At 65.2% G+C, this 20,816-nt stretch carries 23 protein-coding genes; 8 read left to right on the top strand and 15 right to left on the bottom strand.

Annotation, left to right across the window (positions count from 1 at the left end):
* Positions 1-80 precede the first annotated feature (80 nt).
* From RT614_RS18490 to RT614_RS18475, 4 genes are all read right to left on the bottom strand, one after another.
* Entirely contained in the window at positions 81-575 is a 495-nt protein-coding gene (locus RT614_RS18490) for a TlpA disulfide reductase family protein (protein ID WP_313623590.1), read from the bottom strand.
* Entirely contained in the window at positions 572-1,312 is a 741-nt protein-coding gene (locus RT614_RS18485) for a BON domain-containing protein (RefSeq protein WP_313623589.1), read from the bottom strand. The genes RT614_RS18490 and RT614_RS18485 overlap by 4 nt, the downstream gene beginning before the upstream one ends.
* The gene (locus tag RT614_RS18480) at positions 1,309-1,902 is read right to left on the bottom strand and encodes a phosphoheptose isomerase (RefSeq protein WP_054457773.1); all 594 of its coding nucleotides are present in this window, start codon (positions 1,900-1,902) and stop codon (positions 1,309-1,311) included. The genes RT614_RS18485 and RT614_RS18480 overlap by 4 nt, the downstream gene beginning before the upstream one ends.
* Before the next feature lie 78 nt (positions 1,903-1,980).
* The gene (locus tag RT614_RS18475; protein ID WP_313623588.1) at positions 1,981-2,463 is read right to left on the bottom strand and encodes a YraN family protein; all 483 of its coding nucleotides are present in this window, start codon (positions 2,461-2,463) and stop codon (positions 1,981-1,983) included.
* 65 nt (positions 2,464-2,528) lie between these two features.
* On the opposite strand from RT614_RS18475, the gene rsmI reads away from it, so the two are divergent.
* Together rsmI and RT614_RS18465 are read left to right on the top strand one after the other, a co-directional pair.
* Positions 2,529-3,464, top strand: a complete 936-nt coding sequence (gene rsmI, locus RT614_RS18470) for a 16S rRNA (cytidine(1402)-2'-O)-methyltransferase (RefSeq protein WP_313623587.1) — start codon at positions 2,529-2,531, stop codon at positions 3,462-3,464.
* A gap of 3 nt (positions 3,465-3,467) precedes the next feature.
* Positions 3,468-4,052 carry a methylated-DNA--[protein]-cysteine S-methyltransferase gene (locus tag RT614_RS18465; protein WP_313623586.1) on the top strand — a complete coding sequence of 195 codons (585 nt, stop codon included), beginning with the start codon at positions 3,468-3,470 and terminating at the stop codon, positions 4,050-4,052.
* Positions 4,053-4,065: 13 nt separating this feature from the next.
* Here RT614_RS18465 and RT614_RS18460 read toward each other — a convergent pair whose 3' ends face one another.
* Together RT614_RS18460 and rapZ are read right to left on the bottom strand one after the other, a co-directional pair.
* Complete coding sequence (locus RT614_RS18460) at positions 4,066-5,025, bottom strand: septal ring lytic transglycosylase RlpA family protein (RefSeq protein WP_313623585.1); 960 nt, start codon at positions 5,023-5,025, stop codon at positions 4,066-4,068.
* Entirely contained in the window at positions 5,022-5,894 is an 873-nt protein-coding gene (rapZ, locus tag RT614_RS18455) for an RNase adapter RapZ (protein ID WP_313623783.1), read from the bottom strand. The genes RT614_RS18460 and rapZ overlap by 4 nt, the downstream gene beginning before the upstream one ends.
* A 185-nt stretch (positions 5,895-6,079) precedes the next feature.
* Between rapZ and RT614_RS18450 the strand changes: the two genes are divergently transcribed.
* The gene (locus tag RT614_RS18450; protein ID WP_313623584.1) at positions 6,080-6,838 is read left to right on the top strand and encodes a c-type cytochrome; all 759 of its coding nucleotides are present in this window, start codon (positions 6,080-6,082) and stop codon (positions 6,836-6,838) included.
* Between the two features lie 12 nt (positions 6,839-6,850).
* Positions 6,851-8,134: a cytochrome c gene (locus RT614_RS18445; RefSeq protein WP_313623583.1), complete on the top strand. Its 1,284-nt coding sequence runs from the start codon at positions 6,851-6,853 to the stop codon at positions 8,132-8,134.
* 27 nt (positions 8,135-8,161) lie between these two features.
* Here RT614_RS18445 and RT614_RS18440 read toward each other — a convergent pair whose 3' ends face one another.
* From RT614_RS18440 to RT614_RS18400, 9 genes are all read right to left on the bottom strand, one after another.
* Positions 8,162-9,595, bottom strand: a complete 1,434-nt coding sequence (locus tag RT614_RS18440; RefSeq protein ID WP_313623582.1) for a PLP-dependent aminotransferase family protein — start codon at positions 9,593-9,595, stop codon at positions 8,162-8,164.
* Positions 9,596-9,620: 25 nt separating this feature from the next.
* Positions 9,621-10,547, bottom strand: coding sequence for an HPr(Ser) kinase/phosphatase (hprK, locus tag RT614_RS18435; RefSeq protein ID WP_008166849.1), 927 nt, complete (start codon positions 10,545-10,547; stop codon positions 9,621-9,623).
* 20 nt (positions 10,548-10,567) lie between these two features.
* Positions 10,568-11,023: a PTS sugar transporter subunit IIA gene (locus RT614_RS18430; protein WP_313623581.1), complete on the bottom strand. Its 456-nt coding sequence runs from the start codon at positions 11,021-11,023 to the stop codon at positions 10,568-10,570.
* A 352-nt stretch (positions 11,024-11,375) separates the two neighbouring features.
* A complete protein-coding gene (gene hpf, locus RT614_RS18425; RefSeq protein WP_006216296.1) occupies positions 11,376-11,714 on the bottom strand; it encodes a ribosome hibernation-promoting factor, HPF/YfiA family in 339 nt (112 codons plus the stop codon).
* Positions 11,715-11,932: 218 nt separating this feature from the next.
* Positions 11,933-12,727: an LPS export ABC transporter ATP-binding protein gene (lptB, locus tag RT614_RS18420; RefSeq protein ID WP_313623580.1), complete on the bottom strand. Its 795-nt coding sequence runs from the start codon at positions 12,725-12,727 to the stop codon at positions 11,933-11,935.
* Between the two features lie 33 nt (positions 12,728-12,760).
* On the bottom strand, positions 12,761-13,390 hold the full coding sequence (gene lptA / locus RT614_RS18415; protein WP_313623579.1) for a lipopolysaccharide transport periplasmic protein LptA: 630 nt from the start codon (positions 13,388-13,390) through the stop codon (positions 12,761-12,763).
* A complete protein-coding gene (gene lptC, locus RT614_RS18410; protein WP_313623578.1) occupies positions 13,387-14,019 on the bottom strand; it encodes an LPS export ABC transporter periplasmic protein LptC in 633 nt (210 codons plus the stop codon). Before lptC ends, lptA begins: the two co-directional genes overlap by 4 nt.
* A gap of 37 nt (positions 14,020-14,056) precedes the next feature.
* On the bottom strand, positions 14,057-14,665 hold the full coding sequence (locus RT614_RS18405) for an HAD hydrolase family protein (protein ID WP_313623576.1): 609 nt from the start codon (positions 14,663-14,665) through the stop codon (positions 14,057-14,059).
* Positions 14,662-15,651, bottom strand: coding sequence for a KpsF/GutQ family sugar-phosphate isomerase (locus RT614_RS18400; RefSeq protein ID WP_313623575.1), 990 nt, complete (start codon positions 15,649-15,651; stop codon positions 14,662-14,664). Before RT614_RS18400 ends, RT614_RS18405 begins: the two co-directional genes overlap by 4 nt.
* 104 nt (positions 15,652-15,755) lie before the next feature.
* On the opposite strand from RT614_RS18400, the gene purT reads away from it, so the two are divergent.
* From purT to cydB, 4 genes are all read left to right on the top strand, one after another.
* Positions 15,756-16,973, top strand: a complete 1,218-nt coding sequence (gene purT, locus RT614_RS18395; protein ID WP_313623574.1) for a formate-dependent phosphoribosylglycinamide formyltransferase — start codon at positions 15,756-15,758, stop codon at positions 16,971-16,973.
* Positions 16,974-17,390: 417 nt separating this feature from the next.
* Complete coding sequence (locus RT614_RS18390) at positions 17,391-17,936, top strand: GbsR/MarR family transcriptional regulator (RefSeq protein ID WP_313623573.1); 546 nt, start codon at positions 17,391-17,393, stop codon at positions 17,934-17,936.
* Between the two features lie 126 nt (positions 17,937-18,062).
* Entirely contained in the window at positions 18,063-19,637 is a 1,575-nt protein-coding gene (locus tag RT614_RS18385; RefSeq protein WP_313623572.1) for a cytochrome ubiquinol oxidase subunit I, read from the top strand.
* Positions 19,638-19,651: 14 nt separating this feature from the next.
* Positions 19,652-20,806 carry a cytochrome d ubiquinol oxidase subunit II gene (gene cydB / locus RT614_RS18380; RefSeq protein WP_313623571.1) on the top strand — a complete coding sequence of 385 codons (1,155 nt, stop codon included), beginning with the start codon at positions 19,652-19,654 and terminating at the stop codon, positions 20,804-20,806.
* Positions 20,807-20,816: the final 10 nt, after the last annotated feature.

Below are 20,816 nucleotides of genomic sequence, written 5' to 3'. Positions count from 1 at the left end.
CCGCCTCCGCCCAAGTTGCGCCGCCGCAAAACAAAACCGCCCCGAGGGGCGGCTTCTTGCGGGCAGGGCGTCCGATGGGCTCAGCCCGCCGCCAGCGCCTTTTCCACCGTGGCGTGGAATTCGGCCTTGTCGTATTCACCAAGATAGCGCTTGATGATGTGCCCCTGTTTGTCGATCAGGAAGGCCGTGGGCGTGAGGCGGATGTCGCCGAAGGCGCGCGCGATGTCGCCCTTGGTGTCCAGGGCGACCGGAAACGGCAGCTTGCGGGTCTCGGCGAAGTTCAGCACGAAGTTGGGCGGGTCGTAGTTCATGGCGACCGCGATGGCTTCGTACCCCTTGCCCGCATATTCGTTGTAGGCCGAGATGGTGTCCGGCATCTGCTTGACGCAGGTGACGCAGCTGGTTGCCCAGAACTTGACCAGCACGACCTTGCCGCGCAGGTCCTGCATGGAGAAGGTCTTGCCTTCCAGCGTGGTGAACGTGACGTCGGGGGCGGTCTGGGCGGGGCGCAGGGCGAACCAGGCGCCGATGCCGACCGCCACAAGGACTGCCAGGGCTACGATGGCTTTTTTCATTTGATGGGCATGGCCTCGACGCCGCTGCTGGTGCCGGACGCGTTGTTGTCGGTCGCTGCGCCGGCGCCGCTTTCGATGGGCGCCTTGGTTTCAGTGGTGGTGGACTTGGAACCGCTGCCCGACAGGCGGATGGCCTCTTCGCGGCTGATGATCTCGAAGAGCTTGACCACCTTCGCCACGCCGCCGACGTCCGCGGTGGCATTGGCCGCGTACTCGCTTTCGGCCTGAGTGACCTTGCCCATCAGGTAGACGACGCTGTGGTCGGTCGTCAGTGCGATGGTGCCGGACGGCACGTACTTGGTGTTGATCAGGGCGGTCTTGACCTTGGAGGTCAGCCAGGTGTCGTTGGAGCGCACGCCGAACGAGGCGATCGGTCCGACATTGAGCTGGTTGATGACCTGCTTGACGTTTTCGACGCTCTGGGCGATGGCAGTGGCCTGGTTCTTGGCTTCCTCGGTGGGGACGTCGCCCGTCAGCAGCAGATGGCCGCCGTAGGCCATGGCGTTGACCCGGGCCGTATCGCCCAGCTTCTGGGAGATCTGGCTTTGCGCCTTGAACGCCATGTTCTGGTCTTCGAGTTGGACGCCGGACGTGCGACGGTCAGTGACTACGACCGCCGTGGTGGCGGCGGCGCCGCCCACGATCAGGGGGGCGCAGGCCGACAACGAGAGCGCCGCGGTGGACAGCGCGGCGGCGAGCATCAGCGGGCGGACTGCGGGTCTGGCGTCAAGAATCATTCGGTGTCTCCGAGCAGAAGAGCGTCTATGCCGTCGCACAGCGCGTGCAACAGCAGAATATGGACTTCCTGGATGCGCATGGTGCGATCGCTGGGAACACATAGATGGACGTCCATGGGCGTAATGAGTTCCCCCATGACGCCGCCGCCCTTGCCGGTCAGGGCAAGCACGTGCATTTCGCGGGCGCTGGCGGCTTCCATGGCGCGGACCACATTGGGCGAATTGCCGCTGGTGGAAATGGCCACAAGCACGTCGCCCGCCTGTCCGAAGGCATTGACCTGCCGTTCGAAGATTTCGTCGAAGCCGTAGTCGTTGCCGACCGCGGTGAGAATCGAGGTGTCGGTGTTCAGCGCGATGCCCGCCAGGGGCAGGCGTTCGCGTTCGAAGCGGCCCACCAGTTCGGCGATGAAATGCTGGGCGTCGGCGGCCGAACCGCCATTGCCGCAAGCCAGAATCTTGCCGTTGTTCGCCAGGGCGCCGAACAGCACGTCCACCGCCACTGCCAGCGGCTCGGCCAGGACGTTCATGCTTTGTTCGCAGGCGGCCATGGCGTCGCGAAAGTGCGACGTCATACGAGAGGTCATATCCATGGCCGCGATTATCTCACGGGGCAGGGCAGCCCATCTGTCTGGTTGCAACGACGGCGGCCCGGCGTGTGACCGGCGGGATCAGGGCAGCCAGAATGCCCCGCGCAGCCACTGCGGCTGGCCGGAATCGAACACCACGGCGTCGAAGCGGACGGCTGGGTGCATCCCACCCCAGTGCCGCCGGGTCAATTCGGGCAGCCAGTAGGCGGCGGCCTTTGCAAGCCTGGCCTGCTTCTGACGGCCGATGGTGGCGGCGGCGTCGCCAAATCGGCTTTTGGCGCGCGCCCGGACCTCCACCAGGACGAGCGTCTCTCCGTCGCGCATGGCAAGGTCGATCTCGCCCGCGCGACACCACAGATTGCGCGCCAGCATTGTCAGGCCTTGCGCCTGCAGCAGGCGCAAGGCTGCGTCCTCGTGGTGGTCACCGCGGCGTTGCGTGGGTGAGCGCCGTGGCGGCGGGCGATCGGGGGCCACGCGCCGGCTGGCGCGCCGCCGTCGTTTCGCGGCGCGCTGTCGGGCGGCCAGGGCAAGTTCACAGGCCAGATGCAGGGTGTCGTCCGTCATGGGGTTCAGAAGGCTGCGGGCATAGGCGGCTACACTGACATGGTTTTCCGTGTCAGCAGGCTGCAATGAATCAAAACGTCTCTTCCCCGATTGCCGGCGATGCCTGGTCACGCGTCGCTGAACGCGTGGCGGGGCAGCATTGGCCAGCCTCGACGCTGTACGTCGTGGCCACGCCCATCGGCAACCTGGGCGACCTGGGACTGCGCGCCTGGCACGCCTTGCAGCAGGCGGACGTGATCGCCGCCGAAGACACGCGCGCCAGCCGCACGCTGCTGGACGCCTGGGGCGTTTCCACCCCGCTCATGGCCGCTCATCGCCACAACGAGGCGGCCGCGGCGCAAGCCATCTGCGATCGCCTGGCGCAAGGCCAGCGCGTGGCCCTGGTGTCTGACGCCGGCGCGCCGGCGGTCAGCGACCCGGGCGCACGTGTGGTCCGGGCGGTGCGCGCGGCGGGTTACGCGGTGGTCCCGGTGCCCGGGCCCAGCGCGGTGATCGCGGCCCTGATGGGCAGCGGCGTCACCACGGACGAGAACCCGGCGTACGCGTTCGCGGGCTTTGCGCCGCCCAAGGCGGTGGCGCGGCAGCGTTGGCTGCGTAAGTGGTGCGCCTTGGCCGCGCCCGTCGTGATGTTCGAATCGCCGCACCGGCTGGCGGCCACCTTCGCGGACCTGCTTGAAGTCTGCGGCCCCGACCGCCAATTGACCGTGGCGCGCGAACTCACCAAGCGCTTCGAGGAAATCGCCACTTTCACGATGGGCGAGTCGGCGGCCTGGCTGGCCGCGGACTCGCACCGCGAGCAGGGCGAATTCGTGCTGATCGTCCATGCGCAGGTTGAAGCGGAAGAGGACGACGACGCGGATCCGCGCAACGACGTCCTGCTGGACGCTTTGCTGGAATCGCTATCCGTGCGAGATGCCGCGCGCGTTGCGGCCAAGGTCACCGGCCAGCCCCGCGATGTGCTGTACAACCGGGCCCTGGCCCGAAAGAAAGCGGGGGAGTAAGCCATGACGTATTTGACCGTCGTCTCCAACAAACCCGCCGACCCGACCGAGCCCCTCGCTTATCGGGACATGTCCACCCCGCTGGGGGAGATGCGCCTGGTGGCCAGCCCGAAGGGCTTGCGCGGCGCCTGGTTCACCGACCAGGAACTGCTGCCGCCGGCGGACGGGTGGATGCTCACGGACAGCGATCCCATTCTGGAACAGGCCCGCCGCGAACTGGACGAATGGTTTGCGGGCAAGCGCCGCACGTTCGACGTGGCGCTGGACCCCGTGGGCACGACCTTCCAGCACCAGGTCTGGCACGCGCTGTGCGCGCTGGATTTCGGTGTGCTGACCAGTTATGGCGAACTTGCGCGTACGGTCAACCGGCCCAAGGGCGCCCAGGCGGTGGGCGGCGCCGTGGGCCGCAATCCCATCAGCATCATCATTCCGTGCCACCGCGTGATCGGCGCAGATACCTCGCTGACCGGGTTCGGCGGCGGTTTGCCGCGCAAGCAGGCACTGCTGGCCCACGAAGGCAACCGCTACCTGAGCCGCAGTCCGCGCGCCCGCCGCGTGTGCGACGGCCAGGCGGAACTGTCCTGGTAGCTTGCCCGTCGCTTTACTGCGAAGCGATGGAAGGCAGGATGCCGATGCGGTCCGACACGAGCGGCACCGCGTCCAACGCGCTTTGCCGATCCGGATAAGGTCCGATCCTGACGCGGTACAGGTTGTTGGTCTGCTCGACGGTGGCCGGCGGCGCGCCGGCGGCGCCCAGTTGCGCATTGATGCGGCTGACCAGCGACTGCGCATTGGCGGGCTGGCTGAATGCGCCCACTTGCAGATAGATGCTGCCCCCCGACAGCCCGGCAGCTGATCGCGCCGGGGCGGCGGCAGGCGCGGGCGCCAGGGGCGTTTCGGCCGCCAGCGCGACAGGTTCGGCCGACGCAGGCGGCAGGATTGGGGAAGATCCGGTCGCCGAAGACGGTTCAGGGGTGGGGGCGGCAGGCGCACCCTGCGAAGCCAGGCGGCGGATTTCTTCAGGCCGGATGGCTTCCACCACCACCTGGCCGCTGCCCGGGCCGATGATGCCCAGCTTGTAGGCCGCGACGTAGGACAGGTCCATGATGCGGTCGCTATGGAACGGCCCTCGGTCGTTCACCCGCACCACGATCGTCTTGCCGTTGACCATGCTGGTGACGCGCGCGTAGCTGGGGATCGGCAACGTGGTGTGGGCGGCCGTCATGGCGTACATGTCGTAGGATTCGCCGATGGACGTGGAGTTGCCGTGGAACTTCTTGCCGTACCACGATGCGATGCCTTGTTTCTTGTAGGGCTGCCCGCTGGTGTCCGGCACGTAGCGCTGGCCGAACACGACGTAAGGCCGGTTCGCGCCGCTGGCATAAGGTTCCAGCTTGGGCACGGCATCGGGAATCTGGTCCAGATTGGACGGCGGATTCGCGTCGGGCCCGTCATCCTTGTAGTAACCGCCTTTCTTGCGTCCGCCGCTGGTGGAACAGCCCGCCACGGCAATCGCCAGCAGCAGGACAAGGATCAGATGCAGGGAGCGGGAAAGCGTCATGCGGATTCGTCGGGCAGTTGGGTGCGGTGGCGCACCAGCAGGGGGTCGTGGTGGGCGAAGCGCAGCGCCAGCTGTTCCACCACATAGACAGAGCGGTGCTGGCCGCCGGTGCAGCCAATGGCAACGGTCAGGTAATTGCGGGTGTCCTGGGTGTACAACGGCAGCCAACGGTTCAGGAAGCCGGCGATGTCGTCGATCATCTGGCCCACTTGCTCGTATCCCGCCAGCCACGTCGCCACGGGTTCGTCGCGGCCAGTCAGCGGACGCAGGTTGCGGTCATAGTGCGGGTTGGGCAGGCAGCGAACGTCGAACACCAGATCGGCGTCGCCCGGGACGCCGCGCTTGTAGGCGAAGGATTCGAAGGTCAGCACCAGCGGGGCGCGGTCAGCCTTGATCAGGTCCCGGATCCAGGCGCGTAGCTGGCCCGGCGTCAGGTCTGACGTGTCGATGACGTGTTCCTGTTCGCGCAGTGGCGCCAGCAGTTCCCGTTCGAGCGCGATGCAGTCGGTCAGCGACGGCGTGGTGCCGCCGCGCTGCAGGCGGTCGGTCAGTGGGTGGCGGCGCCGCGATTCAGAGTACCGCTGCACCAGCGTGGCGGTGCTGGCGTCCAGGAACACCACGCGCAGGCTGGTGCCCATGGCGCGCAGCGCAGTAACCACGTCCGGGAGTTCGGCCAGTTCGCCGGGAGACCGCACGTCGATGGCGACGGCGACCCGTTCCATGCCGTCATCACGGGCGTTGGCGATGAACTCGGTCAGGAATCGGACCGGCAGGTTGTCGACGCAGGTGTAGCTGGCGTCCTCGAGCATGCGCAGCGCGACAGACTTGCCGGAACCAGAGATGCCGGTGACGAGGACGACTTTCAACATGGACATGATTGTGGCACGCTTTTCCAGGACGATGCCGGCGGGATAGCATCTGATATGGCCATAAACTCAGGATCTGCGCCTGTACCCCATCGCGCGGCCTGACGTAAGCTTGGCACCGGATACTTCGCAGATTCACTTTACGCGCCCCGCCGTCATGCGATTCGGGGGATAGGAATTCGACCTAGATGTTAGCCCTCATTTCCTTTCGTAGTGTTTCACTGCCGGCGTTTCGGGCATTCTGCAGAGGGTTTGCGGCCGCGTTTGTTGTCTTTATGACCACACCGGTCCTGGCTCAGGACTCGTCTCGACAGACGCTGCTGCCAGACACCATGGCGGCTCGCGTCGCGGCCTGTACGGCCTGTCATGGCGCGCAGGGCAGGGCGGGAGCCGACGGCTACTACCCGCGGCTTGCCGGCAAGCCGCAGGACTATCTCTATCACCAGTTGCTGAATTTCCGCGACGGACGGCGCCAGTACCGGCCGATGGCGCATCTGCTGTCCGGCCTGCCGGACGACTATCTGCGCGAAATGGCCGCGTATTTTTCGGGGCAGCACGTGGCCTATCCGCCGCCAGCGCGCGCCGACGTGTCCGCCGCCACGCTCGAAGCGGGCCGCAAGCTGGCCATGGACGGTGACGCCGCGCGCGGCCTGCCGGCCTGCGCGTCCTGTCATGGCGCCGCCTTGAGCGGCATGCTTCCCGCCATCCCGGGTCTGCTGGGTTTGCCGCGCGACTACATCGGCGCGCAGATCGGCGGATGGAAAAACGGCCTGCGCCACGCTGCCGCGCCTGACTGCATGGCCGACATCTCCAACAAGCTCACCCCCGCCGACATCGGCGCCCTGACGGCGTGGCTGTCGTCGCAACCCGTCGCCGAGCCCTATGCGCCAGATGCCGCGGATTCCGTCCGGCTGCCCGTGGAATGCGGCAGCCAGGCTCAACGCTGAGGAAAGACCCGGATGAAACTGATGAAAAAAGTCCTGGGATTTCTATTGCTGGCGGCGCTTGTCGTTTTGGGCAGTTTGTATTGGCTGGGCACACGAGAAGACTCCAGCACCGGTCCAGCCGGGGCTGCGGCGGACGGCGCGGGTTTGATCGAACGCGGACGTTACCTGGCGCTGGCAGGCAACTGCATGGCCTGCCACACCAGCCGGGGCGGCAAGGCATTGGCGGGCGGCACTCCCATTCCCACGCCGTTCGGCACGGTGTACGGACCGAACATCACGCCTGACACGGACACCGGCATCGGCGCCTGGACGGCCGACGATTTCTGGCAGGCGCTGCATAACGGCAAGTCCCGGGACGGCTCGCTGCTGTATCCGGCCTTTCCGTACACCGAATACACGCGCGTCACGCGCAGCGACTCCGACGCCTTGTTCGCCTATCTGCGCAGCGTCGCGCCCGTCCGGCAGCCCAACCGGCCGCCCGAGATGGACTTTCCGTACGACCAGCGGGCGCTGCTGGCGGCGTGGCGTGCGCTGTACTTCAAGCCGGGCGTGCAAGAACCGGATCCGGGCCAGTCGGTAGAGTGGAACCGTGGCCGATATCTGGTCGAAGGCCTGGGTCATTGCGCCGCGTGCCACACGCCGCGCAACTCCCTGGGCGCCACGCGCTCGTCGCAGGCATTGTCGGGCGGCGTGATCCCGATGCTGAACTGGTATGCGCCGCCGCTTACCAACGACATGCATGCAGGCATGGGCCGCTGGACGGCGCAGGATATCGCCACCCTGCTCAAGACCGGCATATCCGCGCATTCAACCGTCAGCGGTCCCATGGCCGAAGTGGTGCTGGGCAGCACGCAGCACCTGACCGACGACGATGCGCTCGCCATCGGCGTCTATATCAAATCCCTGCCCGCGACGCCGCCTGCGTCCGAAGCCCGGCCGGCCGGCGCGACGCCGGCGGCGCTGGAGCTTGGCGGCAAAATCTACAGCCAGCAATGCGCGCAATGCCATCAGCCTGATGGCAAGGGCAGCGGCTTGGCATGGCCCGCGCTGGCCGGCAATCCGACCGTGACCGCGCCGTCGCCCGTCAATGCGATTCGCATGGTGCTGGACGGCGGTTACGCGCCGGCCACTACCTCGAATCCTCGGCCTCACGGCATGCCGCCGTTCGGGCAGATTCTCAGCGACAACGACATCGCGATGCTGGTTTCCTATATCCGCAATAGCTGGGGCAATCAGGCGGGAGGGGTGACGGCGCTTGAGGTCAAGCGTGCGCGCGCCGCTTCGACGCTGAACTGACGCGCGCGGGCGCCCGAGGCCGCCGTTTCAGCCGGCGTGGCGTGCCCGCGAGCAGGCCTCGCGCGCCAGTTCGCCCAGCGTGCGAATGGCGGCTTCCACGCCGGCATCCCAGGGGTGGCCATAGTTCAGCCGCAGCGCGCTGCCAAACTGCCCGCTGGCAGAAAAAATCGGGCCCGGCGCCACGCTGATGCCACGCGACAGGGCCTGCCGATGCAGCGCCAGCGCGTCCACGGACACGGGTAGTTCGGCCCACAGGAAGAAGCCCTCTTGAGGACGTGTCACGCGCGTGCCCGCCGGGAACTCGCGCGCAATGGCATCGGCCATGCGTTCCTGCTGCGCCTGCAACGTCTGGCGCAGCCGACGCAGATGGCGGTCGTAGCCGCCCTGTTCAAGGTATTCGGCGATTGCGCCTTGCGCGGGCCCGGAAGCGGACAGCGTCGAAGACAGCTTCAGCCGTTGCACCCGCTGCGCATAACGCCCCGCGCTGGCCCAACCGATGCGATAGCCCGGCGCCAGGCACTTTGAAAACGACGAGCAATGCAGCACCAGCCCGCGTGCGTCATAAGCCTTCGCGGGCACGGGTCGCGCGGTTCCGAAGTAAAGCTCGCCATAGACGTCATCTTCGATCAGAGGGATGTCGTGTCGCGCAAGCAGCTCCACGAGCTGGCGTTTTTTCTCGTCGGGCATCAGGCTGCCCAGCGGGTTCTGGAATTGCGTCATCAGCCAGCAGGCGCGCGGCGCATGGCGGGCAATGGCGGATTCCATCGCGTGCAGATCGATGCCCGTGCGCGGATGGGTGGGCACTTCCAGCGCCTTCAGGCCCAGTCTTTCCAGGGCTTGCAACGCCCCATAGAACGTGGGCGCTTCGACGATCACCGTGTCGCCCGGCTGGGTGACCGCCTGCAGGCAAAGGTTCAGGGCCTCGAGCGCGCCGTTGGTGATGACGATGTCATTGGCGGACAGATTGATGCCGCCTATCAAATAGCGCAATGCGATCTGCCGCCGCAGACGAGGATTGCCGGGCGCCAGGTCATCCACCGTGTCGCGCGGGTCCTGGCGCTTGAGATGCGCCGCCATGGCCTGCGCCAGTCTGGGCAGTGGAAACAGCAGCGGAGAGGGGAAGGCCGACCCCAGCGGCGTGACATCACGGTTGCGCACCGAATCCAGGATGTCGAAGATGCGCTCGCTGATCGCGAGCTCGGTCGATTCGCCGTCCGGGCACGAGGCGCCGGGTTCGGGCGGCAGCGATTCCGCAGGGGCGTTGACGTAGTAGCCCGAACGCGGCTGGGCGCGCACAAGGCCTCGCGCCTCAAGCAGGTAATAGGCCTGGAATACCGTGGAAGGGCTGACGCCGCGTGCGGCGCACGCGTCGCGGACCGAGGGCAGCTTGTCGCCGGCACGCAAAACGCCTGTGGCGATCGACGTGGCGATCTCGTCGGCCAGGGTCTCGTACAGGCTCACGATGCCGCAGGGCGACGACGCGTGCTCATTTGCTGCTTTGGAGAATCGCCATCGCCTGGCGTTCCATGAATTCGCCCAGCGTGTCGATGCCGCGCAGTTTCAGGATGGTGTTGCGGACGGCGGCTTCGACCAGCACGGCCAGGTTGCGCCCCGCGGCAACCTGCAGCATCACCTTGCGCACGGGCAGCCCAAGCATGTCCTGCGTGATGTCCTGCAGCGGCAGGCGTTCGAACTTGTCCTGGGCGGTGGCGCGCACCAGGTGCACGATGAGTTTGAGGCGCATCTTCCGGCGCACCGAGGTTTCGCCGAAGATCGTGCGGATGTCCAGCAGCCCCAGGCCGCGCACCTCGAGCAGGTTCTGCAGCAGTTGCGGACAGTGGCCTTCGATCATGTTGGGCGCGGTGCGCGAGAATTCCACGGCGTCGTCGGCCACCAGGCCGTGCCCGCGTGAAATCAGCTCCAGCGCCAGTTCGCTCTTGCCCAGCCCGGATTCGCCAGTGATCAGCACGCCAAGTCCAAGCACGTCCAGGAAGACGCCATGCACCGTGGTGGTGGGCGCCAGCTTCTTGCCCAGGTAGATGCGCAGCAGGTCGATAAGCTGCGCGGCGGCCACCGGGGTGGACAGCAGAGGCACCTGGTGTTGGTCGCACTGGTCGATCAGGTCCTGCGGCGGCGTCAGGCCGTCGGCCAGCAAAATGGCCGGCACGCCACCGATCAGGAGCTCGTCCATGTGGTGCATGCGGCGACGCAGGTCGAAGCGCGTGTAATACGCCAGCTCTTCCTGGCCGAACACCTGGATGCGGGAGGGGTGGATCAGGTTCAAGTGGCCGACCAGGTCGGCGGCCGCCATGCCGTCGTCGGGAATAGCGCGGTCCGCGGCGCCCTGGCCCGATATCCAGTTAAAGGGGATTTTGTCGGCGTTGTCGTCGACGAGTTCCTGCACCGTGAGCATGGCAGCGATTCCGCGTGGGATCAGAGTTGGCCGGTCGTGAGCATCTTGTGGACGATGGCCGGATCGGGCTCGGTCGCCAGGGCCTCGCGCAGCGCCTTGTTGGACATGAGCTGCGCCAGTTCGGCCAGGATGTCCAGGTGCTGCTGCGTTGCTGTTTCAGGCACGAGCAGGCACAGCAACATCGACACGGGCTGCCCGTCGGGGGCGTCGAAAGCAATGGGCTGGGCCAGGCGGATAAAAGCCGCCAACGCCTGCTCAAGGCCTTTCACGCGGCCGTGCGGCACAGCCACGCCCTGCCCGAGCGCCGTGGAACCCAGGCGTTCACGGGCGAACAGGCTGTCGAACACAAGCGCACGCGCCAGCCCGTTGTTGTTTTCAAAAAGCAGGCCGGCCTGTTCGAACGCACGTTTCTTGCTCGTTGCGAGCATATCGAGCACGACGTTGCCGGCGGGAAGGATGCGCGACAAATGATTCATCAGGTCATTATATGGTTATATGACGCACTGCAACAATCAGACCCCCTGGACACGTCGAGCGACGGGCGCCAAGGAGACCGCGAGAGCGACAGCATAGACCGATAGCGCCACGTTGTGGGCATTCCGGTGCAAGCGAGGCCGCGCGCCAAGGGCAACTGGTCCGAAAACAGGGACGCTCGGACTTGCCGGCGACGGCCAGCACAAGACACACAGGTAGGGGGAGTTGGGTGAAGCGGGGGGGAGTTGCCGATGCCCCAGCTGGACGCAAGGTCTAGCGGGACACCGGGACTTAGGCAGGATCCGGGGATCGCTGAACTGCTTGTCGCTCAAGAAGAGCGGTCATGAAGCGCGGTTACTGCTGGGGTGGCGAGAGGCTCGCCGCTTGCCGCTTCACGGACTCTGCTGAGTGACTTCTTACCTTGTCCTTGTGCTTGATGACCTGACGGTCGACTTTGTCAGCAAGAAGGTCTATGGCTGCATAGAGGTTTTCATCGGTTGCTTCACAATGAATGTCCTTGCCGCTAAGACGCATGGTGATTTCGGCTCTATGCCGCAGGGGCTCTACTGAGAGCATGACCTGGGTATCGATGACGTGATCGAAATGCCGCAGCACTCGCGCCAGTTTGTTCATGACATATTCCCGGATGGCCGGGGTGACGTCGAGGTGACGACCGCAGATGCTCAGGTTCATAGTGTGCTCTCCTTCTAAAAGAGGAAAAAAGTTGCGCAAAAGGCGCGGTGGATTCGTTAGGCGTTCTCCTTCAATAAGCAGATTCGTTTAGTACTAGTGTATAGACTCAGGCCGATAAAACAAGCTGACCTACAGCAAGTACATGGCAATTTTATGGCTGAAGCCCTAGGGCTTACGGCCCCCATTCCGGCGAGGGTTACGGGGTCTTTCCACCTTGGTTACATCCGGAAGTGTTCGCCCAGATAGACGCGGCGCACCGCCGGGTCGCCCACGATTTCCTCGGGATGGCCGTCGGTCAGCACCTTGCCTTCGCTGATGATGTAGGCGCGGTCGCAGATGCCCAGCGTTTCCCGCACGTTGTGGTCGGTGATCAGTACACCGATGCCACGGCCTTTCAGGAAGCGCACGATGCGCTGGATCTCGATGACGGCGATGGGGTCGACGCCGGCGAAGGGCTCGTCCAGCAGGATGAAGCGGGGGCTCGTCGCCAGCGCCCGCGCGATTTCGACCCGGCGGCGTTCACCGCCGGACAGGGAAATTGCGGCGTTGCTTCGGATATGGCCGATCTGGAGTTCTTCAAGCAGGGACTCCATCTGCTCGTTGATCTTGGAGGTCGACAAGGCGCGGCCATCCGGCCCCACTTGAAGTTCCAGCACGGCCCGGATGTTCTGTTCCACCGTCAGGCGGCGGAACACCGAGGCATCCTGCGGCAGGTACGACAGCCCCATGCGCGCACGCTTGTGGATCGGCATCGCGGTGATGACGGAACCGTCGATCTCGATGCGGCCGGCGTCCGCGGGCACCAGGCCCACGATCATGTAGAAACTGGTGGTCTTGCCTGCGCCGTTGGGGCCCAGCAGGCCGACGACTTCGCCGCTGACGACGGACAGGGAAACGTCCTGCACGACGGTGCGGCCGTTATAGGTCTTGCGCAGTCCGGTTGCGCGCAGGCTGCCCTGCTTGACGCCCGAAGGGGCGGAGGTCACGGGGGTCGGCACTGAAGGTTGGTTCATCGTGGCTGCGAATGGTGTTGCATGGGAAGCGCTTCAGCGCCCTTTCTTGGCTGCCTGCTGTTTGCGGCATTCGGCGACGGCTGCGTCGGCCTTGGCGCGAGGTTCGGCCACCGAGCGCACCCGGCCGCCCGCGGCTGCGGAGTTGGGTCCGCCCTGGGCTTCGTAGGTGCCGGACTTCTCGTTGTAGCGTACCCGTTCGCCCCGAATGGTATCGAACGGTTTCCCACAGACGTAACGAACCACGACCGCTTGGCCAATCAAATCGAACGTGCTGTTGGTGCCGTCGTATTCGGCGCGCAAGCCCTTGCCTTCGATCAGTTCGAAGCTCTCGGGCCGTTCCTGCCGGATCGTGACGACCTTGCCCTTGTTGGCGGTGGCCGTCCCGAACTGGTTGCCCTTCGCGTCCTCGTTCATCTGCAGCGTGTCGGAGGTAAGCGTCATGAGGCCGCGCGTCATGTTCACGTTGCCCGTGAACACGCTTTGTTTCTTCACGTCGTCATAGTGCAGGGTGTCCGACAGAATCAGCGTGCTCGGCTCTTCCGCCGGTGGGGCTGCTTTCGAGGCCGGGTCCGCCGCATAGGCCGGTGCGAGCGCCGAGGCCGTCAACAGCACGGCGCCGATAAGGCGAGTCGTCGGGGCGAGGAGAGTCCGGAGGTCGGTCATGGTTTTTTCTGGTCAGTGTTATTGGCTGGAATTTCGGTGCGGCGCTGCTGTCTGCCTTCCGAGCCGGCGATTTCCACATCGGTCGATGCCGAAACCTTCAGTTGGCGCGTCTTGTTGTTGTAGTGCATGCCGGTGCCTGTCATGCGCGAACGTCCCTTCAGCACGACCGCGGGCAGGTCGGTGAACACGACGTCGTCATCGGGCAGGATGGTCAATTGCTGGCTGCGCACGTCCAGCATGTCGTTTTCGGCATCTGGCTGACGCAATACGTGCGCATCGCCTTCCATGACGATACGCTTGCCGCCCTCTTGCATGACGGCCGTCTTGGACACGGCCACCGTGATGGGATTGTCTTCGCGTTGCCCCACGGCGCGTGGCGACGTCACGTGATAAGAATCGTCGTCGGGGAAGTGCTCGGCGTACTCGCCTTCAAGGCGGTTGATGGGCTTGCCGTTGGGGTCGGTGCGCAGCATGACGAAGTTGCGCGACCAGGCGTCCATTTCATGCGTAACGCGGCGCGGCGGGTCCACCTGGATGGCCCGCTGCGCGTAATCGGCGGCCCACCACGAACTGGTGACGAGCACCAGCAGCAGGAACAGCGCAATCAAAGAGGGAAAACGTTCTTTCATCGGGTGCGCCGCAAGGGCGTATTCGTTGACAGGGCGATCATTGGATGGCCCCGGGGCCCAGCAGCCCCGGTGTGGCCAGGAACGCGCCCAGGCGCCCTTGGGAGGCCAGCAGAAGATCGCAGCATTCGCGCACGGCCCCGCTGCCGCCGGGCAGGGTGGAAATCCAGTGGGCGGCCTGGCTGACGTAGCCGGGAGCGTTGGGAACGCTGGCCGCAAAGCCCGCGCGCTGCAAGGCCGGCAGGTCGATGATGTCATCGCCCATGTAGCCGGTCTGGTTCAGTTGGACACCGGATCGCTGTGCAAGTTCGGTCAGGGCACTGCCTTTGTCGCGCACGCCCTGGATGACCTCGGCGATTCCGAGTTCCGCCGCGCGGCGCGCGACGATGGGGCCGGATCGGCCGGTGATGAGCGCGACCTTGAGCCCGCCCTCCATGAGCAGCCGCAGCCCGTGGCCGTCCAGCGCATGGAAGCGCTTCTGCAGTTCGCCGCTTTCACCGTAGTACAGGCTGCCGTCGGTCAGCACGCCATCCACGTCGAACACCATCAGGCGCACGGCCGCGGCGCGTTCGCGCACGGTGGAGGGGATACGGGCAAGCACCAGCGCTTCGGCCGGGTGATTCACGGATGCGGAAAGAGTCATAGTCATACCACTTTAGCGGCCATCAGATCATGCATGTGCAAGGCGCCGACCAGCGCGCCGTCATTGTCCATCACCAGCATGTGATTGAGCCGTTGTTCGTCCATCTGCCGGGCGGCCTCGACGGCAAGCGCGTCGGGGCTGATGCTGCGCGGGGACCGGGTCATGCCGGATTCAACGTTCAAGCTGCGGATGTCGCCGTGCCGAGCGATGAGGCGGCGCAGGTCGCCGTCGGTAAAGATGCCCAGGGGCCGGTGCTGCGCGTCGGTCACGACCGTCATGCCCATGCCCTTGGCCGACATGACTTCCAGTGCTTGCGACACCGGGGTGCCAGCCATGACGATCGGCAGGGCGTCGCCCTGGCGCATGACGTCGCGGACGTGGGTGAGCAGGCGGCGTCCAAGGGCGCCGCCCGGATGCGATCGGGCGAAATCCTGCGGCCCGAACCCGCGGGCTTCCAGGCAGGCCACGGCCAGGGCGTCGCCCAGGGCCAGGGCCGCGGTAGTGCTGGCGGTGGGGGCGAGGTTCAGCGGGCAGGCTTCCTGCGCCACACTGGCGTCCAGGTGGACGTCGGCCTGCCGGGCCAGCTCGGATTGCGGATTGCCGGTAATCGCCACCAGGCCTGCGCCCATGCGGCGGACGACGGGCAGGATGGTCAGCAGTTCCTGGCCCGAGCCGGAATAGGAAATGGCGATGAGCACGTCATCGCGGGTGATCATGCCCAGGTCGCCATGGACGGCTTCGGCGGCATGCACGAAAAAGGCGGGGGTGCCGGTGGAGGCCAGCGTAGCGGCGATCTTGCGAGCGATGTGTCCCGTTTTTCCGATGCCGCTGACGACCACGCGGCCACGGCACGCCAGCAGCAGGTCCACGACTCGCGTGAAGCTGTCATCCAGCCGGGCGGAGAGGTCTTGAAGGCCCTGGCTTTCTATTTGCAGCGTTCTGCGGGCGGATGCCAGCGCGGTGCCGGACGATGTGGTGGGATGGTCAGTCATGGGCGGATTTTAATATCAGTATGCTAGTTTGCCCCTGGCTGGGGGGTATGGCATGCTGGCGAGTCTTTCAATGGCTTTCAAACTTTTCTATTCAGGCCCGCTCCATGTCCAGCATTCCCAGCCCCGTCCTTGGCACGCCACTGTCTCCCCTGGCTACCCGCGTCATGCTGCTAGGGTCTGGCGAACTGGGCAAAGAGGTCATCATCGCCCTGCAACGGCTGGGCGTGGAGGTCATTGCGGTGGACAGGTACGCGGACGCCCCGGGCCATCAGGTTGCGCACCGGGCGCACGTGGTCTCGATGACGGATCCGCAGGCCCTGCGCAAAATCATCGAACAAGAGCAGCCGCACGTTATTGTCCCCGAAATCGAGGCCATTGCCACGAGCTTGCTGGTCGAACTCGAAGCCGCCGGGACGGCGCGGGTCACCCCCACCGCCCGCGCAGCCCAGCTCACCATGAACCGCGAAGGGATTCGCCGCCTGGCGGCTGAAACCCTGGGGCTGCCCACTTCACCCTACAGCTTTGTCGACACCGAAGAAGAGCTTCGCCAGGCCATCGATGGCGGCATCGGCTATCCGTGCGTCATCAAGCCGGTCATGTCTTCGTCGGGCAAAGGTCAATCCGTGATCAAGAGCGCCGACGATCTGGTCTCCGCCTGGCGCTACGCCCAGGAAGGCGGCCGGGTGGGGGGCGGTCGCGCCATTGTCGAAGGCTTCATCCGCTTTGACTACGAAATCACCCTGCTGACGGTGCGCGCCCGCGGCACCGACGGCCAGGTCGAGACCCGCTACTGCGAGCCCATCGGCCACAAGCAGGTGGACGGCGACTACGTGGAAAGCTGGCAGCCGCATCCCATGTCGCCGGCAGCGCTGCAGCGCGCCCGCGATATTGCGCTGGCGGTCACGTCCGAACTTGGCGGTCTGGGCATCTTCGGCGTCGAACTCTTCGTCGCCGGCGACCAGGTCTGGTTCTCCGAAGTCAGCCCGCGTCCGCACGATACCGGCATGGTCACCATGATTACCCAGACGCAGAACGAGTTCGAGCTGCACGCCCGGGCCCTGCTGGGGCTGCCTGTTGACACCAGTCTGAGCCAGCCCGGCGCCAGCAGCGTCATCTATGGCGGCGTCGACGCCGCCGCGGTGTCGTTCCACAACGTGGCCGAGGCCCTGGCCGAACCCGGCACTGATATCCGTCTCTTCGGCAAGCCCGAGTCCTTCGTCAAGCGCCGCATGGGCGTGGGTCTGGCCGTGGCCGAGGACGTAGCCGCCGCCCGCGCCAAGGCCAAGCGCGTGTCCTCCGCCGTGACCGTCAAAGCCGGCTGATTTCCGCGCCGAACCCCGCCGGATCGGGATAGAGCCCGCCGGCCCCCACATCATCCCGCTGAAAACGCCACCCGCCTGCAGGCCGGTGGCGTTTTCGTTACGTCCGTCCCGGGCGTAAAAGGCCGCCGCTCGGGTTGGTTCGCCGCTCGATAGTCGCCGGGCAGGGCGCGAAAAGCCCATCGGCGGTCGTCCCGCTAGTCCGCAATTGCCAATTTTTGTTGTATGGCTGTCACGTCCGGCCGCTATTTTGGCCTGCGTGTCGCCTGAATCGCGGTCGCTTGCGCGCTTGCCCCTGCTGCCTTTGTGGTTTGCGCTTTCTCATTGTTTGTTCGATAATTTCAGGAATTTCTGAAAGTGAAGTAACCGCCTGTATCGATACGGCGTGTGCTTCCTGGTCTTACCTGCTGGCTGAACACTATGGCGCTATCCCCCCAAAACGAACGTTTCGTCCTTCATTTCGGCGAAATGGGCAGCCGTTGGGGCGTGAACCGCACCGTCGGCCAGATCTACGCGCTGCTCTTCCTGGCCCCTCAGCCGCTCAACGCCGACGACATCGCCGAGGCATTGGGCTTTTCGCGCTCGAACGTCAGCCTGGGGCTGAAAGAGCTGCAGTCCTGGCGCCTTGTGAAGCTGATCCATCTTGTGGGCGACCGTCGCGACTATTTCGAGACGCCCAAGGACGTGTGGGAGATCTTCCGCATCCTGATGGAAGAGAAGCGCAAGCGCGAAGTCGATCCCACGCTGACGCTGCTGCGCGACACGCTGCTGGAGCCCCCGGCCGGCCCGGACGAGGCCTACGCCCAACAACGAATGACCGAAATGCTGGAGCTCATCGAACTATCCACCGGGTGGTTCGATGAGGTTCAACGCCTGCCGCCAGAAACCCTGCAAAGCCTGATGAAACTGGGCTCGAAAGTGCAGAAGGTGCTGGGTTTCGCCGGCAAATTGCGAGGCAAAGGCTGACCTGCCACGCCTCGATCTTTCAGGAAACCTCTATGAAGTTGTATGCAACGCCCCTAACATGGCGCGGTGGACGGCCTGGGAACCATGCCGGTTGTCGCGGCGCGTCAACGCCCTGGGAGCAGCCCCATGATTGATCTCGACGTTGTGAACCTGTCGCGGTTCCAGTTCGCCGCGACCGCGCTCTATCACTTTCTGTTTGTCCCGCTCACGCTTGGCCTGTCGTTCATGCTGGCCATCATGGAAAGCGTGTACGTCATGACCGGCCGCGCCATCTGGAAGCGGATGACGATGTTCTGGGGCACGCTGTTCGGCATCAACTTCGCCTTGGGCGTGGCCACCGGCGTGGTGATGGAGTTCCAGTTCGGCATGAACTGGTCTTACTACAGCCACTACGTGGGCGACATCTTCGGCGCGCCGCTCGCGCTGGAAGGGCTGATGGCTTTCTTCCTGGAAGCCACGTTTGTCGGCCTGTTCTTCTTCGGCTGGAATCGCATGTCCAAGGTCAGCCACCTGGTGGTGACCTGGCTCGTCGCGTTCGGCACGAACTTCTCTGCGTTGTGGATCCTCATCGCCAACGGCTGGATGCAGAATCCGGTTGGCGCGATCTTCAATCCCGACACGATGCGGATGGAGATGACCGACTTTGCGGCGGTCATCTTCAACCCCGTCGCCCAGGCCAAGTTCGTGCACACGGTCAGCGCCGGATACGTTGCGGGCGCGATGTTCGTCATGTCGATCAGCGCCTGGTACCTGCTGCGGGGCCGTCACATCGATCTGGCCAAGCGCTCCATGGCGGTGGCGGCAAGCTTCGGCCTGGCCGGCGCGCTGTCGGTTGTCGTGCTGGGTGACGAAAGCGGTTACCTCACCACCGAACACCAGAAGATGAAGATCGCGGCCATGGAGTCCATGTGGCATACCGAGCCCGCGCCTGCGTCCTTCAACCTGATCGCAATCCCGAACCAGGCGGAACGCCGGAACGACTTCGCCATCGAGATCCCCTACGTCATGGGCATCATTGGCACGCGCTCGCTCACGACGCCGCTGTTGGGTATCAACGATCTGGTCTTGCGCGCCGAGAACCGCATCCGCGACGGCATCGTGGCCTATGAGGCCCTGCAGAAGATCCGCGCCAATCCCAAGGACGTCGACGCGCGCATGGTGTTCGACAAGACCTGGCCCGACCTGGGCTACGCGTTGCTCGTCAAGCGCCATCAGCCCGACATGAGCAAGGTCACCGAGGCCGACATCAAGCAGGCCGCGCTGGACACCATCCCGACTGTCGCGCCGCTTTTCTGGGCGTTCCGCATCATGGTGGCGGTGGGCATGTACCTGATCGTGTTCTTCGGCGTGGCGTTCTGGCTGGCCTCGCGCGGCCGCCTGGACAGCCGTCCCGGCCTGCTCAAGGTGGCGGTGTGGAGCCTGCCGCTGCCCTGGATCGCCATCGAAAGCGGCTGGTTCGTGGCCGAGTACGGCCGCCAGCCGTGGGTGATTGAAGGGGTGCTGCCCACGTACTACGCAGCCTCCGGCCTGACCATGACAGATCTGGTCGTCAGCCTGTCGATCTTCCTGGTCCTGTACACGATCCTGTTGATCATCGGTGTGAAGGTCATGCTGCATGCCATCAAGGCCGGACCGAAGTCCGATGCGCCGGCCCCTGCCGACGCCGCCGCCGATCCTGTCCGCGCCGCCGTGCGCGCCTGAAGGGAGAGACGCAAATGGAAACTTTGATTCCTTTCGACTACGGCACTTTGCGCGTGGTGTGGTGGGTGCTGCTGGGCGCATTGCTCATCGGCTTTGCCGTCATGGACGGCTTCGACCTTGGCGTCGCCGCGCTGCTGCCGGTGGTGGCCAAGACCGACGCCGAGCGTCGCGTGGTGATCAATGTGGTGGGGCCGGTGTGGGAAGGCAACCAGGTCTGGCTCATCACCGCCGGCGGGGCCATTTTCGCCGCGTGGCCCCTGCTGTATGCGGCATCATTCTCCGGTTTCTACCTGGCGATGATGCTGGTCCTGATCGCGCTGATCCTGCGGCCTGTCGGCTTCAAGTACCGCAGCAAGATGGAAGGCACGCGCTGGCGCAACAGCTGGGACGGCGTGCTGTGCTTCTCGGGCGTGGTGGCGTCCCTGGTGTTTGGCGTGGCCATGGGCAACATCATCCTGGGTGTGCCGTTCACGTTTGATGCGGTGACGCTGCGGCCCATGTATGAAGGGCATTTCTTCCAGCTTTTCATGCCGTTTGCGCTGCTGGCTGGGGTGCTCAGCGTCGTGATGCTTGCCATGCATGGCGCGGTGTTGCTGGCGTGGCGCACGGAAGATCCCATTTCGTCGCGCGCCCGCAACTGGGGGCGGCTCTGCGCCTTGCTGACCGCGGCGCTTTTCGTCGCCGGCGGGTTCTGGGTCGCGGGTGGCGTCCCGGGCCACACCATCACCAGTGCGGTGGACATGGCGGCGCCGTCCGATCCCATGCTCAAGTCGGTGTCGGTGCAGACGGGCGCCTGGATGGCCAACTACGCCAAGTGGCCGTGGATGTGGATCGCACCGGCGCTCGGCGTGGCCGGCGCCGTGCTGGCGGCGCTGTTGCTGACCGTGCGAGCGAACATGCTGGCGTTCCTGTCGTCGTCGGCGTCCATCGCCGGCGTGATCCTGACTGTGGGCTTTTCGCTCTTCCCGTTCATCATGCCTTCGTCGACGAACCCGAAGGCGGGCCTCACGATCTGGGACGGGTCTTCCAGCCATATGACGTTGTGGATCATGGTGATCGCGGTTGCCATCTTCCTGCCGATCGTCACGCTCTACACCGGCTGGGTGTATCGCGTCATGCGCGGCAAGGTCACCCATGATTCGGTGGGCGACACGCCCAACTCGTACTGATAAAGGAGGC

Origin of the sequence: Achromobacter sp. (assembly GCF_032102605.1) — a bacterium.
Taxonomy (GTDB): Bacteria; Pseudomonadota; Gammaproteobacteria; order Burkholderiales; family Burkholderiaceae_B; genus Achromobacter.
This window is presented reverse-complemented; position numbering and strand designations above follow the sequence as displayed.

Bases quoted from the DNA above. Each gene is read 5' to 3' on its own strand.
- lptB (WP_313623580.1), bottom strand. From the start codon at position 12,727: ATGAACCAACCTTCAGTGCCGACCCCCGTGACCTCCGCCCCTTCGGGC.
- RT614_RS18475 (WP_313623588.1), bottom strand. From the start codon at position 2,463: ATGACGGACGACACCCTGCATCTGGCCTGTGAACTTGCCCTGGCCGCC.
- RT614_RS18430 (WP_313623581.1), bottom strand. From the start codon at position 11,023: ATGAATCATTTGTCGCGCATCCTTCCCGCCGGCAACGTCGTGCTCGAT.
- hpf (WP_006216296.1), bottom strand. From the start codon at position 11,714: ATGAACCTGAGCATCTGCGGTCGTCACCTCGACGTCACCCCGGCCATC.
- cydB (WP_313623571.1), top strand. From the start codon at position 19,652: ATGGAAACTTTGATTCCTTTCGACTACGGCACTTTGCGCGTGGTGTGG.
- RT614_RS18405 (WP_313623576.1), bottom strand. From the start codon at position 14,665: ATGACTATGACTCTTTCCGCATCCGTGAATCACCCGGCCGAAGCGCTG.
- rsmI (WP_313623587.1), top strand. From the start codon at position 2,529: ATGAATCAAAACGTCTCTTCCCCGATTGCCGGCGATGCCTGGTCACGC.
- RT614_RS18390 (WP_313623573.1), top strand. From the start codon at position 17,391: ATGGCGCTATCCCCCCAAAACGAACGTTTCGTCCTTCATTTCGGCGAA.
- RT614_RS18485 (WP_313623589.1), bottom strand. From the start codon at position 1,312: ATGATTCTTGACGCCAGACCCGCAGTCCGCCCGCTGATGCTCGCCGCC.
- RT614_RS18460 (WP_313623585.1), bottom strand. From the start codon at position 5,025: ATGACGCTTTCCCGCTCCCTGCATCTGATCCTTGTCCTGCTGCTGGCG.
- rapZ (WP_313623783.1), bottom strand. From the start codon at position 5,894: ATGTTGAAAGTCGTCCTCGTCACCGGCATCTCTGGTTCCGGCAAGTCT.
- RT614_RS18385 (WP_313623572.1), top strand. From the start codon at position 18,063: ATGATTGATCTCGACGTTGTGAACCTGTCGCGGTTCCAGTTCGCCGCG.
- RT614_RS18480 (WP_054457773.1), bottom strand. From the start codon at position 1,902: ATGGATATGACCTCTCGTATGACGTCGCACTTTCGCGACGCCATGGCC.
- purT (WP_313623574.1), top strand. From the start codon at position 15,756: ATGTCCAGCATTCCCAGCCCCGTCCTTGGCACGCCACTGTCTCCCCTG.
- RT614_RS18445 (WP_313623583.1), top strand. From the start codon at position 6,851: ATGAAACTGATGAAAAAAGTCCTGGGATTTCTATTGCTGGCGGCGCTT.
- RT614_RS18400 (WP_313623575.1), bottom strand. From the start codon at position 15,651: ATGACTGACCATCCCACCACATCGTCCGGCACCGCGCTGGCATCCGCC.
- RT614_RS18465 (WP_313623586.1), top strand. From the start codon at position 3,468: ATGACGTATTTGACCGTCGTCTCCAACAAACCCGCCGACCCGACCGAG.
- RT614_RS18450 (WP_313623584.1), top strand. From the start codon at position 6,080: ATGTTAGCCCTCATTTCCTTTCGTAGTGTTTCACTGCCGGCGTTTCGG.
- hprK (WP_008166849.1), bottom strand. From the start codon at position 10,547: ATGCTCACGGTGCAGGAACTCGTCGACGACAACGCCGACAAAATCCCC.
- RT614_RS18490 (WP_313623590.1), bottom strand. From the start codon at position 575: ATGAAAAAAGCCATCGTAGCCCTGGCAGTCCTTGTGGCGGTCGGCATC.
- lptA (WP_313623579.1), bottom strand. From the start codon at position 13,390: ATGACCGACCTCCGGACTCTCCTCGCCCCGACGACTCGCCTTATCGGC.
- lptC (WP_313623578.1), bottom strand. From the start codon at position 14,019: ATGAAAGAACGTTTTCCCTCTTTGATTGCGCTGTTCCTGCTGCTGGTG.